Source organism: Paenibacillus sp. BGI2013, assembly GCF_002843485.1.
Taxonomy (GTDB): domain Bacteria; phylum Bacillota; class Bacilli; order Paenibacillales; family Paenibacillaceae; genus Paenibacillus; species Paenibacillus amylolyticus.
Genome location: NZ_PJFA01000006.1, coordinates 353,504 through 369,146, shown reverse-complemented (window position 1 = coordinate 369,146; position 15,643 = coordinate 353,504). Strand labels below are relative to the sequence as shown.

Below are 15,643 nucleotides of genomic sequence, written 5' to 3'. Positions count from 1 at the left end.
CGTTTTTGTGGACAGGATGGCAATGTAATACATGTGTTTGTGGTGAACAAGGGATGGCCTTCATGGAATGATGGGTGTAAAATAAGGAAAATGCTTCCGCATCGGTGACGTACGGGTCTGTGCCGTCCGCTCCAATACACGGCAGTCCCGGCGTCAGTAACGGAAAGGGCGTGCGGGTATATGAACTTCTCGTGGAAGCGCAATCTGGTCATATTGTGGATTGGTGTATTTTTTTGCAGCACCGCGTATTCGATCTCGATTCCATTTCTGCCCCTGTTTCTAAGTGCTGACTTGGGGGTTCGTGATCACCTGGAGTTATGGTCAGGACTGGCATTTGGCATTACGTTTCTTGCGAGTGCACTCGTGTCTCCGTTCTGGGGATCACTGGCTGACAAATACGGACGCAAGCCCATGCTGATCCGGTCGGGATACAGCCTTGCCGTCTTGTATTTAATCAATTATTTCGTGCAGGACCCGTATTCACTGATTGTTGTTCGATTGTTTCAGGGTCTGCTTGCAGGGTTTGTTCCAGCAGCGATTGCTCTGGTAGGTACGAATACACCTGAAGAGAAGACTGGTTATGCACTTGGTATTATGTCCACTGCAGGAGCCACGGGTGGTATTATCGGACCGTTAATTGGTGGCGTGGTGAGTCATTATTATGGGAACCGGAATGCATTTTTGTTTTCGGCTATTGTTGTGTTAGTCTCCGCGATCATCGCAACCTTCTGGGTAAAAGAAGAGAACTTCAACCGGAACAAAGCGCGTTCCCACGTCATGGATGACATTCGTGAAGCAAGAGCGAATCGTTTGTTTATGACGGTGCTTGGCATGATGGGCATATGTACGTTCTCCGTCATGATTCTGGAGCCATTATTGACGGTCTATGTGATGGAGATGGGCGTTCAGCCGGATCGTGCCTCACTCAGCTCGGGTATTATTTTCTCAGCGGTGGGGGTAGCAACAGTTATTATGGCACCGCGTTGGGGCAAGATTGGTTCAAGGATTGGATACGGTAAAGTGTTGATCATTGGACTTGTTGGTGGGGCTGTAGGGAATCTTCTGCAGTTCTTTACAACAGGATATATCGCATTCGGCATTTTACGATTTGTGTATGGTTTATTCTTTGCCGCTGTATTTCCGGCAATTAACGCCATGATTGTGCAGGCTACCGCATCAAGTTTCCGGGGCAGGGCTTTTAGTCTGAATCAATCCGCTGCCCAGATCGGGACGATGGCGGGACCGATTATTGGTGGTGTACTTGGGGGCTGGCTGCCGATACGCTGGATATTTATTATTAATGGAGTGGCATTGATCATCACTGCGATGGTAGCGAAGTGGTCAGGATTGGATCACAAACTGCCAGTGGCAAGTAAGGTTTCCGCTAAGCGATGATGCTAAATCACCAAGAGTACGTGAACTTACAGGTAACAAAAAAGATGACGCTGTGAAATTACAGACGTCATCTTTTTTAAGTCTACTACGGATCTATATAAGTTAGTCATCCGAAGAGGGCTTACGAGAAGCCTTCTCTTTGGGAATGGCATGTTCGACCGCATCACGTTGATCCTCATCCTCAAGTGCTTCGGGGAAGGAGTCCTCAGTGAACAGTCCGAAGTCCGGGTCAATATCCCGTTCGGTCACGAGATTATCCGGTTCATGCACATGCTTTTGGCGATCTTCCTTCATCGTGTATGCACCTCCTCATTCAGGATGTCATAACAGCTGTTAATGTCGCGGTGGAATGTCGTTCTCTGGTTTAGCATCCGCACCAGCACCATTAAGCAAGTCGGTACCATGCAACGCATCCGGATCGGGTGCAGCAGGATCAACCGGACTGTTCGGTTGCAGAAGATCTGCATCCGGTACAGATTCCAGCGGTGTCTCAGCCAAACGTGAATCCAATTCCGGCTCATCCACAGCGGTTGCGGCTACGGGTGCCAGATCCGAATCTTCCGTAACAATCCGTCTGCCGGAAACTTCATCAAAGGTATCCATATCGCCTTCCGGGACTTCCGTCTCTGGTGGAATATCGCGGGACCTCTGATAACGGTCATAATAGCGGTCGCTCTCTTCGTTACTAATTGGTTTGTCAGACATGAGTAACACTTCCTTTCATTGTCGGTTGTCCAAATGCTTCTTACCCCGTAGTTACCCAAAGCGCTAGTATTGTAATCTTGCACAGGTTATTATCTCCGGGTGTTCGCTACGATATGAATGCCTTAGAATTTGGGGAATACATATTTAACCAAGAAGTATAAGAATCCGAAAAAGATAATGATATATGCGGCATATTTAATAAATGTGGAAGCGACCATACTTGAATCCGATTTATGCTGAACATCCTTATGTTCTACCTCAACCGTACGATGGGGCTCATTCATTGTAATCATCTCCTTAGCGTGTTTGTTTGCTTTGAGAAACCATTACACCCGGAGCAAAGGATTGAATCGCAGCCACCGTTTTTACAGCTTTTCCTGTTTTGCCTATGTTATGATGAAGCTTGAATATGTAAGGGAGGGATTCATGTGGACTGGTATACACTGGGTAATATGATCACACGCATCCGTATCGGGCAAAAGGCGTCCACACCCGGGTTCTCCCGTACCGTCATCCGTCGTCCGGATGGTTTGTTTTGGGTAGGCGGTATATGGTCCGGGCAAGTTGTCCAGTTGCGGGATTTCCTTTTTTCCGACATATGGACCATCTATGATGATGAGGAGACAGAGCAGTGGCTTGAATTTCGCAGTCAAGTTGAACAGAAAGAACGGGAAATGATAGTGAACCAGTTCGAAGACTTGCGTGATTAATCGGATAACTTTAACAATAAAATGGAAATAAGACTATAAATCGACTTAAATGTGAAATTTCATTTTATCTCAAGAAGGTGACGTGACAAACGGTGGCGAATGATAAATGAGAGAATCTAAGATAGGGAAAATTAGAACTTTGAGGTGCTGTGAATGAAAAATGTGCCCAAAGCTATCGTCATCTTATGGATGAGTGTATTGATTATTCTAGGCATGCCACATGGGATAGTCTTTGCAACTACAGGAGCGGTTCAGCAACCTGTATCCATTACAGGATGGGAAGTAAAATGGGGGAACGTTGACGACCAAGGATTCATCAGTGAGGTTAAGGGAGCAGACGAGATATGGGAAAAGCAGGGCAGCGATAAGTTAGAGTATAGCAATACGGATCGATCGAATTCTTTATGGACTCGCCTGACCATCCCTGAGTTGAGTGAGGAAAGTTCAGCCATTCGATTTGAGAACATTAAAGGCAATCATATTGTTGTTTATCTGGAAGACCGCAAGGTCTACGAGAACTATCATTACAATTATGATAATAATGCGGTGTTGCTGCCCTTATCCAGCCAAAATTCAGGTGACACGCTCTATGTATGGTCGCAAAATGAAAAAGGCCGTCTGGGGATACAAGGTACTGTTCAGGTTGGACCTTATGCCGCGTTACAGGAGAAATATATTCATAACGGACTTATTGATGTAATTTTGGGCGCGACCTTTGTGTTCACAGCGATTACGATGCTGAGTTGTACGTTCTTCCTTGGCAAATTCCATAAGGGATTATGGATCTCGCTATGCATTGTGATGGGTTCCATCGGCACGATGATCATCACGTACTCGCAATTTTTGTATACGTTCTATCAGGTATATGGTGACCTGTATTCCGTAGTCTTTGATCTGGCGATGCTGCTGGGTATGCCAGCGCTATGTTATTTTTTTGAACAGATAATCGGGCCAGGACTGCATGGAATCTTCACCAAACTGCGAAAAATACTATTCATATATTCAGTTATCGCTGTGTTCTCTCTATTTATCTATGTGACTTCAGGTGGGCAATGGGAGATCCTCTACAATCTGCTCGTACAGCGTGTGGTTGGCATTGTGCTGGTCATTCTGCTGACAATCCTGTTGGTTGGTACCATCGCCAAAGCGCTGCAACGAAATCGGGAAGCTATGCTGCTTGCAACGGGATTCGGTACATTTGCCTTGATCAGTGTGGCTGAACTGTTGTGGTATTATCAGCGGAGTGGGACGTATCATCTGTTATGGTGGAAATGGTCCATGGTTGCATTTGTGATCTCGTTGATTGCCATTCTCGGAAGTCGCTTTGCCGAAAAACATACTAAAGTTCTAGAGTATTCCAAGGAACTGGAGCTGTTCAACAATGAGTTGCAGCGATCCGAAAAAATGGAGATTATTAGTGAATTGGCCGCTTCCGTTGCCCATGAAGTACGTAATCCACTTCAGGTGACAAGAGGGTTCTTGCAACTTATGACGGAACAGGAAGACAACAAAAATAAGGGGTATGTGCGAATTGCACTGGAAGAACTTGATCGGGCTTCGGGCATCATAACGGATTTTCTTACCTTTGCCAAACCTGAGTTTGATCATATTATCTCGCTCAATATCTCGGATGAATTCAATCATATTGAAGGCATTCTTGTGCCGATGGCTAATCTGGAAGGTGGTAAAATCACCACTGACATTCCGCCAGATCTATATATTCGAGGCAATTCCTCGAAGTTTAAGCAGGCTTTTATCAATATTATTAAGAACAGTATTGAAGCTCTGCAGGGACAAGGTCAGATTGATATCTGGGCGTACAAGCAGGATGGAATGATTAAGGTGCATGTCAGGGATAACGGAGAAGGAATGGACGAGGAAGCACTCTCCCGGTTGGGCGAGCCTTATTTCTCCAATAAAATCAAAGGCACAGGCCTCGGCATGATGGTGACATTCCGAATTGTTGAAGCGATGCAAGGACAGATCAGCTTTACAAGCACCAAAGGGGTAGGAACAGAAGCGGTTGTATCTTTTGTCGAGTTCGTCGATTGACGAACTCACAGAAGGATACAGCGGCTTTTTTTTGTTCCTACCCCTAATTTCTTACACTACAAGATTAGCTCACCCGAATTAACTTCTCCAAGGTCCGCAATTCACATCATAATTTACTTTGGAAGGATTGGGAGGTATGACAAGCACATAGTCATTCTGCTGCTCCTCAACAGTACGTACCTGAATGTGCTCCGGAATTACGATGCCGAACGCTTCACGAAGCGCCTGCTTCGGATTGGAGTGCAATTGTTGTCTGAAGTGCTCGTCAGTCCAAGCCTTTTCAATAATATCCTCATGCAACGTTTTCTCTGATACCATCATCGTCAACATTCCCTTCATATTTAAAATTAAACTAAATCAGCTTAGTCCTTATGCTCAGAATCCCAACTGTTGCTCGCTAATCCAGTGATGAAACCCACCTTGGAGGAGCTGTTTCTTCCGTTGTGTAATGTCCTGAACAGCTTGTACTAAAGTGTTGCATAAATAAGAATTAAACGCCTCAAGATGCGATATTCCTAAGTTAGACGATATTAGTGTACGATTATAGTGATAAGCAATGTCTACGTAAGAGTTCATGAGTTGTGTATTGTATACATTGTCATGTATACGTTCGCTTAAAGGATGAACTGGATAGTTGTGATTCAGTGCTGCGGATATGTGGGAGAGGTAGCTGTTGTAGTTTCCATGCACAGCATCTTGTTGAGTGTCTGTGAAGTCATCGGTCATCTGGAGTGTCATGAGTGTGATGTTGATGGCAGAACACACCGGGATGATCCGGTCGGACTGATTCAGCAGAAGCAGTGCACCAGTAGCTCCAATGAGGAGAGGGGCAGCCTTTTGCGCAATCAACAAGGGATTCTGTTGGAAATAATCAATGGAATGCTCACCCGTAACACTCACGGCCCAATCCACTACATATTGTCTGAAATAGACCCAGAACGTGGAGGAAGGATTGAATAATACCGAGTAAGATTGAAGTGCATCCATGTAATATAGATTACCAAGAGATAACTTCAATGTGGCATTCTCCGGTTGTTCATCCATCACGTCGTCCTGATTCAGAAAATATAACATATGGATGAGACAGGCTGTACTTAATTGGTGTGCTTTCTCTGGGGGTAGTTTATCTGAGTGTTGCATCCAAAGTGGAGTGATGTACCCGATGTAGCTGTGTCCCGAATCTCGTAACAGCGGATTAACCGAACGAAGCTGCTCTAATGCATGTCCTGACAAGGGTTCGGGATATTCCCGTACGAGTTGTTCCGCTGAAGCAAACACGACCTCCAGATCGGATCTAAACGGATCTAACCAATCTTTCCGCATTATTACATATCGTCCTTCCTGCGATAAGGTGACTAAGGACTGTTCGACTAGATCATGAAGTTACATTTAGTATAGCGGAAATAAACTGAAAAAAATAGGATTTTTTGTGATCAATTGTGAGAAAAATGATGACTTTTTGTATTTTATGGCATAAAAAAGTGGATTTTAGGCTCAAACTAGGAAGGCACAGGATTTCGACATCGGAAAGGCGGCAGAAAAATGAATTTGAAATGGAAAACATGGATGGCAGCCGGATTGGCAGCCGTAGTTATAACAGCAGCAACAGGACATGTGGCATTTGCTGATCCAGCCGTTCGTGCAGAGCAACATGATGATGCGTCAAAAGCTTCTTCCTCCGGCAAACCAGCGAAGCCATGCATGCAGGCAGGACACGGTCTGTTCATGATTGGTGAGACGGCAGACTTGCTTGGGATTGGACTTCGGGATCTGAAAGAACAGATGGAACTTGGCAAGACGTTGTCCCAGATTGCGAAAGAGCGTAAGGGACTTAGTGAGGAGCAGTTATTGCAGAAGTTGAAGCCTACACTGGCACAGCGTTTGGATCAAGCTGTGGAAGAAGGTTGTCTCACCAAGGAACAAGCTGCAGCCACGAAGGCAGACATGGATACCAAGTTGAAAAAGGTCATTAATACACCGCTGCGTGATTTGCGGCGTGAATTTGCCCACCATGGCAAACGTTCCATGGTAGATAAGGGCGAAATTGCCCGGTTTATTGGAGTGACCCCTGCTCAACTGCACGAGCAGCTTCAGGGAGGGAAATCCCTGGCTGAGATTGCTCAGGCAAAAGGCATTAGCGAAACGCAGCTGGTGGACAAGCTGAAGGAACAATTAACGGGTGATTTGAAGATATTTGTGAATCAGAAGGGCAACGTGCATCCAGCCCCGGGTCCCCAGGAACCTGTTCCTGGAAGATCAACTTCGAGCGAAGTAAAATAAAGAAGAGCGTCTCCATAAGGGGACGCTCTTCTTGCTTCATAATGTCTCACGCGTTCCCCGACTGTGAGCGGGAATAGGTGAGGGGCTTGGCTGGGGTGAGTTTCTCTTATCCGCATTAACAGATGAATTAGGTACAGAACGTGGTTTGCGCATTAACCCTACGGTGAAACGTGAGCCAGGAAGCTTGGACAGCGCCCAACTGATTGCAAGAGCAATACCAACGGTTACAAGGAACGATAGCAACGTTACAGGCAGATGCCATCCACTGAGTTGAAGCGGTCTGGTGACATAAGCGATCGCGTAGATCACCAGTGCATGAACCAGATATCCACCAAATGAATAACGGCCAATCCAGGCTAAGAGGCGCTGAAACCATGTATCTTTGCCCCGCATCAGTACAAGGAAACCATACATCATAAACATCTGAGCCATAATGATCAGGAATGTGGTTGGTTTCAGATAGGTGGAGATATTCAGATTAACAACATCCCCGGACCCACGCAGCACATCGTAACCAAGCCATATATACATCCCTATAAACAGACAGATCGTCCATGGCAGGATCTTTGTGGTCCAACTCCTCCAGCTATCCACTGACCAGGCACACACGGCACCCAGTAAAAAGTAAAACCAGTACATCACCCATGAATAGGAGCGATATTGCAGCAACGTTGACCAAGGCTCAGACATGGATTCTGTCCAGCCCCCCATATTATAGTAGGACCATTGCATAAGCAGGGCATATAGTACTGCTGCAAAGAGAATTAGTCCGATAATGACTTGCATGGGCGTGAAACGTGAGGTGTTCTGGATACGTCTCTGAATGGCTTTTGCTCCTGTCCAGAACAGGGGGAACAGAATATAGAACTGAAACACCATAATAACAAACCAGAGATGATACCCCGTCTGTGGTATAAACAGTTCACGAATCAGACTGCGAAAATCCGGTATGCCTGCAAGCCAGAACGCGGGGGTGAAGATACGGACAGAAAGCCAGTAGATCAGTGTCCATACGACAAACGGCATATAGATATCGCCAAATCGCTTTCGAATGAAGCGAGGATAGTCCGGTTTGGTGTTACGATGATGGTAAAACAACATTGCACCCGATAGAAATACAAACGTTGGCGTACCAAATCGGGTCAGATGATAAATCATGGTCAGCATAATGGAATCCGGTTGTTCAATATCAGCGCGATAGATATACTCAGCGATACTATGCTGCATGACGATTGCCAGAAAGGCAATGCCCCGCAGTTCGGTCCATTCCGTTATTCGCGGTTTTTTCACATTGTAATCCTCCCTCCAGGAACCGGAGTTCATCATATAAGGGTACCCGTTAAACATTAAGACTGCATTAAATGGAGAAAATAGGTACAAAAAAGACGGCTTTGGCCGTCTTTTCTATTGATATATCTCATGCTTGTTTTAGTTCTGTTCCTCTGATGATGGAATCTCTGAGGACGCGGCATCTTCTTCAAACAGTTTCTGAATGTAGGACTGGAGTTTGGTCACATCAACACCCAGTACCTGAGCTGAGCCGACCAGTTCATTGGTGAGTAGTTTGTTCGGTGGAATCTGCTGCTGATCGATATCGTTCACATGAATATCGAAGCCGAGTGATGCGAGTTTTAACATCTGGGTTGGACTGAGGTCTGTCTCAATGTAGGGAGCGATGGCTTCCAGGATATCCGGGATTTTGAAGAGTGACGTAGTGCTCTGCATTTTCTTGGCCAGCTCGGTCATGAAGATCCGCTGCCGTTCGGTGCGCGTAAAATCCGAGGTGGCATCATGCCGGAACCGAACATATTGCAGAGCGGTTTTGCCGTCCATATGCTGCAATCCTTTTTTTAAGTCAATGTCGTACATATGTTTATCTGCTTTACTGGTGTAATACATGTCTTTCTCCACATCGATCTCAATACCGCCTACCGCATCAACGAGTGCCATGAAACCTGTAAAGTCTGTGTAGACATAATGCTGAATGGGAATACCGAGCAGATCACTGACGGTTTGTTTGGTCAGCTCCGCACCCCCGTAGGAAAAGGCTGCATTAAGTCTGCTTTTGCCATGCCCGGGAATGGCGACATAGGTATCACGCAGTACGGAGAATAGATGGGCTTTCTTGGTGACCGGATCAATGGAAGCGACCATGACCGAGTCCGAGCGTCCTGCATCGTCGCCTCTTGAGTCTCCACCAAGGAGCAGAATGTTCACCCGTTCTTGGCCCTCCCATCTGGGAATCGTTGTCGTTGGTGTGTCTGAATCGCTGTCTGTGCCGGAAGAGGACGAGTTGGATGAAGTCCCGGAAGCCGTGGAGATGCTATTGGCAAAATGAACAATCGAATATCCGTAATATACAACGACACCTGTAATCGCAAGTGCCAGGGTCAGGGCTGTACCCCATAACCATTTTTTAAGCATAATCTTCACCTTTCTATGATTGAACTGATATGTAACCCAAACTAGTTTAACAAAAAGAAAGCAAAATGTCCTCTTTGATTTCGTAACTTCGGTCAATGTGAGGAATGTTTGACAAATAGTTAGTGTATATTTATTATGTAAAAAATAATCTTGTTTTGTGTAATGGGGGTATTAAAAGCCAGTTATGAATCAATCACTATTTAATTGGATTAATCAGTTTGCAGACCAAATACCGTTTCTGGACTGGTTTATGATCACATCATCCGAGTATGCGGTTTGGGTCATGATTGCACTGCTCGTTATCGTATGGTTTCTCGGCGATCCATCGAAACAACGAATTGTTTTTTATGCCTGTGTGGCTTCCATTGTAGCGCTAGTTCTGGCCAAATGGGGGATATCACCAGCGGTCGGTCACCCAAGACCTTTTGTAGAAGGGACTGTGCATCAGCTGGTTGCCCATGTACCTGATCCTTCTTTTCCAAGTAAACATGCTTCCTTTGTATTTGCTCTAGCGGCTGCTTCATTCTTTATTGGACGTCGCTTCGGGTCATGGATGTTGTTACTCGCTGTGTTGACAGGGGTGTCGCGTGTATATGTTGGTGTGCATTATCCAGGAGATATTCTGGGAGGATTCATTCTCGGAAGTCTGCTTAGTGTGGTTCTGATTACAACCCGCAATTATACCAAGTCGATTCCCGACTTCTTCATTAACATACACCGACGTGTTTTTCGTTAGCTTTTGAAAGCAATGTCTAGTGAAGTTTTGGTAGTTTAGTTTATTGAAAGAAGTCTCTTATCTCTGGTTCTGCCAAAGATGGGAGACTTTTTTTGTGTTATGTTCGAAGTTACATGAAATTTACAGAAATTGAATTCTAACATATACAATTCACGACGATAGGTGACGATATATTATAAATATGTATTATTTTGAGGAGTGGGACACATGGAAGACACGCGGGGGAATAAGTTGGGGATATTGAAGTTAACGATTCGAGGCAAGTTACTGACTGGTTTTCTCATAGTCGTGGCTCTGTTGATTGTTGTAAGCGTTTATGCGTTAATACAGATCCATAATATGTCTGGTAAAGCCAATGATGTGGATCAGACCTGGATGCCGAGTGTAAGCCTGCTAGGTATGATGAATGGTGATGTTTCGGATGTAGAGCGGTTGGCGCTGGCCATTATCGTTGAACAGGACGAAGACGAAAACGTCAAGTTAAATGAAGCGTTACAGCTGCTTCTTACCAAGATTGAAGATGAGCGCAAACAGTTGCAAACGTACTTTGTAGGCAACGAAGCAGCGCTTAAGCTGTATAATGAAGATTTCAGTACGAACTATGATGCATATCTGGCTAAAATGCCCGCATTCATCGAAATGGGTCTGAAAAACGATTATGCGGGAGCAAGCAGACTTCATACTGAGGCCTACCCAATGTGGTATACAGCAAACGACACCCTTGCCAAGTTAATTACCTTGGGCAATGAAGGATCGGATGCAGCAACGAATGATTCTGTCGAGTTGGCGGAGAATACATTTAATGTGATTTTGGCAGTGACGATTTTTGCATTCCTGATCGCCGTGTTCATTGCATTCTTCATTGCAAGCATCATCTCACGTCCAATCAAAAAGATGAATGAAGCGGCCATGGCTATTGCCAATGGTGATCTGACGGGTGAGACGATTGTGCTCAAGAACAAAGACGAATTGGGAACGCTCGCGGCTTCCTTCAATACCATGAGTGGTAATTTGCGCTCCATGATTGAATCGGTATCGATGACTTCCGAACAGGTAGCAGCTTCATCGGAAGAGCTTCTTGCAAGTGCAGAGCAGAATACTCAAGCCTCGGAACAGATTTCCGAAACGGTTGAGGAACTGGCCGTGGGCACGTCAGATCAAGTTGATATTGTGAAGCGCTCTTCACAGGCGATGAATGAGATGGCTCTCGGATCAGAGCAGATTGCCGAGCTTGCTCAGAGTGTATCCGTATCTGCTGTAGATGCGGCGAATCAATCTTCCGAAGGAAATATGATTATTCAGCAAGCGGTTGAACAGATGGGTTCTGTTCGAAATTCCATTGCTTCGCTTACTGAATTGGTTACAGGGCTGGGGGAACGTTCAGCAGAGATTGGAACCATTACCGAGGTAATCAACAACATTGCCCGGCAGACCAATCTGCTTGCACTGAATGCAGCCATTGAAGCCGCACGAGCAGGAGAGCACGGACGTGGTTTCGCCGTAGTTGCGGGAGAAGTGCGTAAGTTGGCTGAGGAATCTTCTACATCTGCGCAAAGAATTACGGATCTCGTTCAATTGATTCAGAAAGATACGGATCATGCTGTTCAGGCAGTGAAAGTGAACAGCAGTGAGACAGAAGCAGGAATCGAGATGGTTACTGCGGCAGGACAAGCCTTCGAGCAGATCTCGGATGCGGTCAACAAAGTAGCGGGTGAAATCCAGGAAGTATCTGCAGGTTCAGAGGAAATGTCGGCCAGTACAACTGAGGTTGTAGGATATGTAAGTCAAATCTCCAACATTGCCGGAGAGGCAGCGGGCGGGGTTCATAATGTATCTGCCGCAACTCAGCAGCAGTTGGCTTCGATGGAAGAGATTGCATCATCCGCAGGTTCATTATCCAAAATGGCCGAAGAACTGCAGGAGCAGATTAACAAGTTCAAAGTGTAACTAAGAGATGTTCTGTGATATCTAGGGTGTACAGAAACATACTGACAGGATGGTCAGAATGCCATTCGATTTGTACTGCTGATGATAACAAGGGCGAGAAGCTGTTTCTCTAACGCGCATATGCGTTAGAGAAACAGCTTTTTTTGTCACATGACGCAGAGCAGGTCACAACAATGTTATTTCAGAAGTCACCAACGCTTATATAGCTGGTGAAACAAACGGCTATAATGGTAATTAATGGTGGAACTTACACTGAAATACACCATGGGAAGGAGCGATATAAACTTGCAGTCCAGAGTAATGCATACGGAATATTGATGAAGAGGAGATGAATAGTTGAACATGAAGGGGAGCTGGTGGAGACGAGTCGCTATGATCGCGTTATCGGCAGGATTACTGGCAGGGAGTTTATCGATGGGCACAGGAATTCGTAAGGCGGATGCGGCCGCTGGAAATCAGAACTATGCTGAAGCACTGCAAAAGGCCATTTACTTCTATGAGGCACAGCGCTCGGGTCCGTTGCCAGCGAGTAATCGGGTCGAATGGCGTGGTAATTCGGGCATGCAGGATGGAGCTGATGTAGGTGTTGATCTGACCGGAGGATGGTATGATGCCGGAGATCACGTGAAGTTTGGTTTTCCGATGGCTGCTTCCGCAACGATGCTCGCCTGGTCTGTCGTGGAATACAGTGACGGATATGAACAGGCCGGACAACTGGAGGAGATCAAGGATAATATCCGATGGGCGACCGACTATTTTATGAAAGCGCATACGAAACCAAATGAATTATGGGGACAAGTGGGGGCAGGTAATACCGACCATGCCTGGTGGGGACCCGCAGAAGTCATGCAGATGAACCGTCCTTCGTTCAAGATTGATGCTTCATGCCCGGGCAGTGATCTGGCGGCAGAAACGGCTGCAGCGCTGGCAGCGTCATCGATTGTATTTGCAGATGATGATCCGGCATATTCGGCCAGACTGCTTCAACATGCGAAAGAGCTGTACAACTTCGCAGATACATATCGGGGGGAATACACCGATTGTATCACTGATGCTGCAGCGTTTTATAATTCGTGGACAGGATACGAAGACGAGTTGGCATGGGGTGGCGCATGGCTTTATTTAGCTACTAATGATAGCGCTTACTTGTCCAAAGCCATTGCAGCTACGGACCGGTGGTCTTCTAGCGGAGGCTCAGCCAATTGGCCTTATACCTGGACACAAGGTTGGGACAGTAAACATTATGGTGCCCAGATTCTGCTTGCCCGTATTACGTCCAGTTTGAACATGCCGGAGGCGACAAGATTTATTCAGTCGACTGAGCGCAATCTGGATTATTGGACGGTTGGAGTCAATGGGACACGAGTCAAGTATACGCCAGGAGGTCTGGCGTGGCTGGATCAGTGGGGATCGCTCCGATATGCAGCGAATGCATCCTTTATTTCTTTTGTATACTCCGACTGGGTCAGTGATCCTGTGAAAAAGTCAAGATATCAGGATTTTGCTGTCTCACAGATGAATTATATTCTGGGCGATAATCCGCGTCAGAGCAGTTATGTGGTCGGATATGGGCAAAATGCACCTCAACATCCGCATCATCGGACCGCTCACAGTTCATGGCTGAATAACGAAGATATCCCGGCTAACCATCGCCACATTCTGTATGGTGCCATGGTCGGTGGCCCGAATGCATCGGATGGATATACCGATGATATCGGGGATTACGTGAGCAATGAGGTCGCAACCGATTACAATGCTGGTTTTACCGGCGCACTGGCAAAGATGAATTTGCTATTTGGTCAGAATCATCAGCCCCTGGCGAACTTCCCTGCACCTGAGGTGAAGGGAGATGAGTTCTTTGTGGAGGCTGCGATCAAATCATCAGGTGCCAATTATACGGAAATCAGAGCACAGCTTAATAATCGTTCCGCTTGGCCTGCCCGAATGGGAGATCAACTTTCTTTTAAGTATTTCCTGGATCTGAGTGAAGTGTATGCTGCCGGACGTACGGTATCGGACGTGCAAGTGACAACCTCCTATACGGAGGGGGCGACGGTATCCCAACCAGTTGTGGTGAATGCAGCCCAGCATATCTATGCCATTACGGCGAACTTCGGTAATACCAAGATCTATCCAGGTGGGGAAGGAAATTATCGTAAAGAAGTACAGTTCCGCATTACAGGCCCACAGGGTGCATGGAATGCCAGCAATGATCATTCGTTCCAGACGCTGACCACAGGCACTCCTGTGAAGAGCATATACCTTCCAGTCTATGATGCAGGTGTGAAGGTGTATGGACAGGAGCCTGGTGTTACACCAGTCACTGTCCCAGCCGCACCCGCTGGCGTGCAGGCTGTAGCGGGAAGCAGTCAGGTTAACCTGACCTGGGCCGCTGTATCCGGGGCCGAATCGTATACGGTGAAGCGCTCCGAGGTGAGTGGAGGACCATATACAACTGTTGCAACAGGGGTTAATGGATTGACCTACACAAACACGGGACTGACCAACGGGACGGCTTATTATTATGTAGTGACTGCTGTGAATTCAGCAGGGGAATCATCGGGTTCTGTACAGGTGTCGGCTACCCCGCAAGCAGCTTCGACGGTGCCGGGAGCACTGACTTTAAGTGGGGCAGCTGGTAATGCGCAGTCGGTCCTGACATGGACAGCAGCCTCGGGCGCGTCTAGCTATAAGGTACAACGTTCGGTGGCAGGTGGGGCATATGCAGATGTGGCAACCGGATTGTCCGTGTTGACTTACACCGATACAACAGCGCTGAATGGCACCACGTACAATTACCGGATTGCAGCCGTGAATGCGAACGGACAGACACTGTCCAATGTCCTGGCACTAACGCCTTCTGCACCTCCGGTGACGACCGGTACACTCGAAGTGCAGTACCGCAGCGGAGGGTCAGGGAATTCAAGTAATGCGGCGACTCCGCAGTTCAACGTGAAGAATACCGGAACACAGGCGATTGATCTCAGTACCGTGAAGATCCGATATTATTTCACCAAGGATGGTGCGGATCAAATGACCTTCTGGTGTGATTATGCCGAGATGGGCACGGCCAATGTTGAAGGTACATTTGTCGCAGTGAATCCGGCGAAGGGTACCGCAGATACGTATCTGGAGATTAGCTTCAAGTCCGGAGCAGGCAGTTTGGCCGCTGGAGCAGAGACCGGCGTGATTCAAGCACGCTTTTCCAAAAATAACTGGAGCAATTTCGATCTAAGTAATGATTATTCCTATGATGCTTCCAAGACGGCTTTTGCCGCATGGAACAAGGTAACCGGGTATCAGGGAAACACCAAAGTATGGGGCTTGGAGCCGTAACTGGCTGAATCATAAGCAGAAGAGCAGCATGGACAGACCAACAGCAATTATATTCAAT

General features: G+C 46.7%; 14 protein-coding genes. 7 read left to right on the top strand and 7 right to left on the bottom strand.

Annotated features, from left to right (window positions below; translation table 11 throughout):
* Positions 1-180: 180 nt before the first annotated feature.
* Positions 181-1,395, top strand: coding sequence for an MFS transporter (locus CXK86_RS17580; RefSeq protein WP_036612104.1), 1,215 nt, complete (start codon positions 181-183; stop codon positions 1,393-1,395).
* A gap of 102 nt (positions 1,396-1,497) precedes the next feature.
* Here the strand turns inward: CXK86_RS17580 and CXK86_RS17575 are convergent, their stop codons facing one another.
* The 3 genes from CXK86_RS17575 to CXK86_RS32115 all read right to left on the bottom strand — a co-directional run bounded on the left by CXK86_RS17575 (position 1,498) and on the right by CXK86_RS32115 (position 2,384).
* Positions 1,498-1,689, bottom strand: a complete 192-nt coding sequence (locus tag CXK86_RS17575; protein ID WP_036611535.1) for a hypothetical protein — start codon at positions 1,687-1,689, stop codon at positions 1,498-1,500.
* Between the two features lie 39 nt (positions 1,690-1,728).
* On the bottom strand, positions 1,729-2,100 hold the full coding sequence (locus tag CXK86_RS17570) for a hypothetical protein (protein WP_036611534.1): 372 nt from the start codon (positions 2,098-2,100) through the stop codon (positions 1,729-1,731).
* A gap of 122 nt (positions 2,101-2,222) precedes the next feature.
* Positions 2,223-2,384, bottom strand: coding sequence for a hypothetical protein (locus CXK86_RS32115; protein ID WP_017690239.1), 162 nt, complete (start codon positions 2,382-2,384; stop codon positions 2,223-2,225).
* 144 nt (positions 2,385-2,528) lie between these two features.
* Between CXK86_RS32115 and CXK86_RS17565 the strand changes: the two genes are divergently transcribed.
* Positions 2,529-2,810, top strand: coding sequence for a hypothetical protein (locus CXK86_RS17565; RefSeq protein ID WP_036611533.1), 282 nt, complete (start codon positions 2,529-2,531; stop codon positions 2,808-2,810).
* Positions 2,811-2,963: 153 nt separating this feature from the next.
* Positions 2,964-4,862, top strand: coding sequence for a sensor histidine kinase (locus tag CXK86_RS17560; protein ID WP_076251323.1), 1,899 nt, complete (start codon positions 2,964-2,966; stop codon positions 4,860-4,862).
* Positions 4,863-4,940: 78 nt separating this feature from the next.
* Here CXK86_RS17560 and CXK86_RS17555 read toward each other — a convergent pair whose 3' ends face one another.
* Both CXK86_RS17555 and CXK86_RS17550 read right to left on the bottom strand, forming a co-directional pair.
* Complete coding sequence (locus tag CXK86_RS17555) at positions 4,941-5,183, bottom strand: NHLP leader peptide family RiPP precursor (RefSeq protein WP_091015589.1); 243 nt, start codon at positions 5,181-5,183, stop codon at positions 4,941-4,943.
* A gap of 54 nt (positions 5,184-5,237) precedes the next feature.
* Entirely contained in the window at positions 5,238-6,185 is a 948-nt protein-coding gene (locus tag CXK86_RS17550) for a hypothetical protein (RefSeq protein WP_076251325.1), read from the bottom strand.
* A gap of 219 nt (positions 6,186-6,404) precedes the next feature.
* Between CXK86_RS17550 and CXK86_RS17545 the strand changes: the two genes are divergently transcribed.
* Positions 6,405-7,142: a hypothetical protein gene (locus CXK86_RS17545; protein ID WP_076251327.1), complete on the top strand. Its 738-nt coding sequence runs from the start codon at positions 6,405-6,407 to the stop codon at positions 7,140-7,142.
* A gap of 36 nt (positions 7,143-7,178) precedes the next feature.
* Here the strand turns inward: CXK86_RS17545 and CXK86_RS17540 are convergent, their stop codons facing one another.
* Both CXK86_RS17540 and CXK86_RS17535 read right to left on the bottom strand, forming a co-directional pair.
* A complete protein-coding gene (locus CXK86_RS17540) occupies positions 7,179-8,432 on the bottom strand; it encodes an acyltransferase (protein WP_076251328.1) in 1,254 nt (417 codons plus the stop codon).
* A 138-nt stretch (positions 8,433-8,570) separates the two neighbouring features.
* Positions 8,571-9,566, bottom strand: a complete 996-nt coding sequence (locus tag CXK86_RS17535) for an LCP family protein (protein WP_076251331.1) — start codon at positions 9,564-9,566, stop codon at positions 8,571-8,573.
* 184 nt (positions 9,567-9,750) lie between these two features.
* On the opposite strand from CXK86_RS17535, the gene CXK86_RS17530 reads away from it, so the two are divergent.
* The 3 genes from CXK86_RS17530 (at position 9,751) to CXK86_RS17520 (ending at position 15,585) form a co-directional block, all read left to right on the top strand.
* Positions 9,751-10,302: an undecaprenyl-diphosphatase gene (locus CXK86_RS17530; protein ID WP_076251333.1), complete on the top strand. Its 552-nt coding sequence runs from the start codon at positions 9,751-9,753 to the stop codon at positions 10,300-10,302.
* 207 nt (positions 10,303-10,509) lie between these two features.
* Positions 10,510-12,249: a methyl-accepting chemotaxis protein gene (locus tag CXK86_RS17525; RefSeq protein WP_083684457.1), complete on the top strand. Its 1,740-nt coding sequence runs from the start codon at positions 10,510-10,512 to the stop codon at positions 12,247-12,249.
* A gap of 342 nt (positions 12,250-12,591) precedes the next feature.
* The gene (locus CXK86_RS17520) at positions 12,592-15,585 is read left to right on the top strand and encodes a glycoside hydrolase family 9 protein (RefSeq protein ID WP_083684505.1); all 2,994 of its coding nucleotides are present in this window, start codon (positions 12,592-12,594) and stop codon (positions 15,583-15,585) included.
* Positions 15,586-15,643: the final 58 nt, after the last annotated feature.

Bases quoted from the DNA above. Each gene is read 5' to 3' on its own strand.
- CXK86_RS17525 (WP_083684457.1), top strand. From the start codon at position 10,510: ATGGAAGACACGCGGGGGAATAAGTTGGGGATATTGAAGTTAACGATT.
- CXK86_RS17555 (WP_091015589.1), bottom strand. From the start codon at position 5,183: ATGATGGTATCAGAGAAAACGTTGCATGAGGATATTATTGAAAAGGCT.
- CXK86_RS17530 (WP_076251333.1), top strand. From the start codon at position 9,751: ATGAATCAATCACTATTTAATTGGATTAATCAGTTTGCAGACCAAATA.
- CXK86_RS17560 (WP_076251323.1), top strand. From the start codon at position 2,964: ATGAAAAATGTGCCCAAAGCTATCGTCATCTTATGGATGAGTGTATTG.
- CXK86_RS17575 (WP_036611535.1), bottom strand. From the start codon at position 1,689: ATGAAGGAAGATCGCCAAAAGCATGTGCATGAACCGGATAATCTCGTG.
- CXK86_RS17520 (WP_083684505.1), top strand. From the start codon at position 12,592: ATGAAGGGGAGCTGGTGGAGACGAGTCGCTATGATCGCGTTATCGGCA.
- CXK86_RS32115 (WP_017690239.1), bottom strand. From the start codon at position 2,384: ATGAATGAGCCCCATCGTACGGTTGAGGTAGAACATAAGGATGTTCAG.
- CXK86_RS17570 (WP_036611534.1), bottom strand. From the start codon at position 2,100: ATGTCTGACAAACCAATTAGTAACGAAGAGAGCGACCGCTATTATGAC.
- CXK86_RS17550 (WP_076251325.1), bottom strand. From the start codon at position 6,185: ATGCGGAAAGATTGGTTAGATCCGTTTAGATCCGATCTGGAGGTCGTG.
- CXK86_RS17545 (WP_076251327.1), top strand. From the start codon at position 6,405: ATGAATTTGAAATGGAAAACATGGATGGCAGCCGGATTGGCAGCCGTA.
- CXK86_RS17535 (WP_076251331.1), bottom strand. From the start codon at position 9,566: ATGCTTAAAAAATGGTTATGGGGTACAGCCCTGACCCTGGCACTTGCG.
- CXK86_RS17580 (WP_036612104.1), top strand. From the start codon at position 181: ATGAACTTCTCGTGGAAGCGCAATCTGGTCATATTGTGGATTGGTGTA.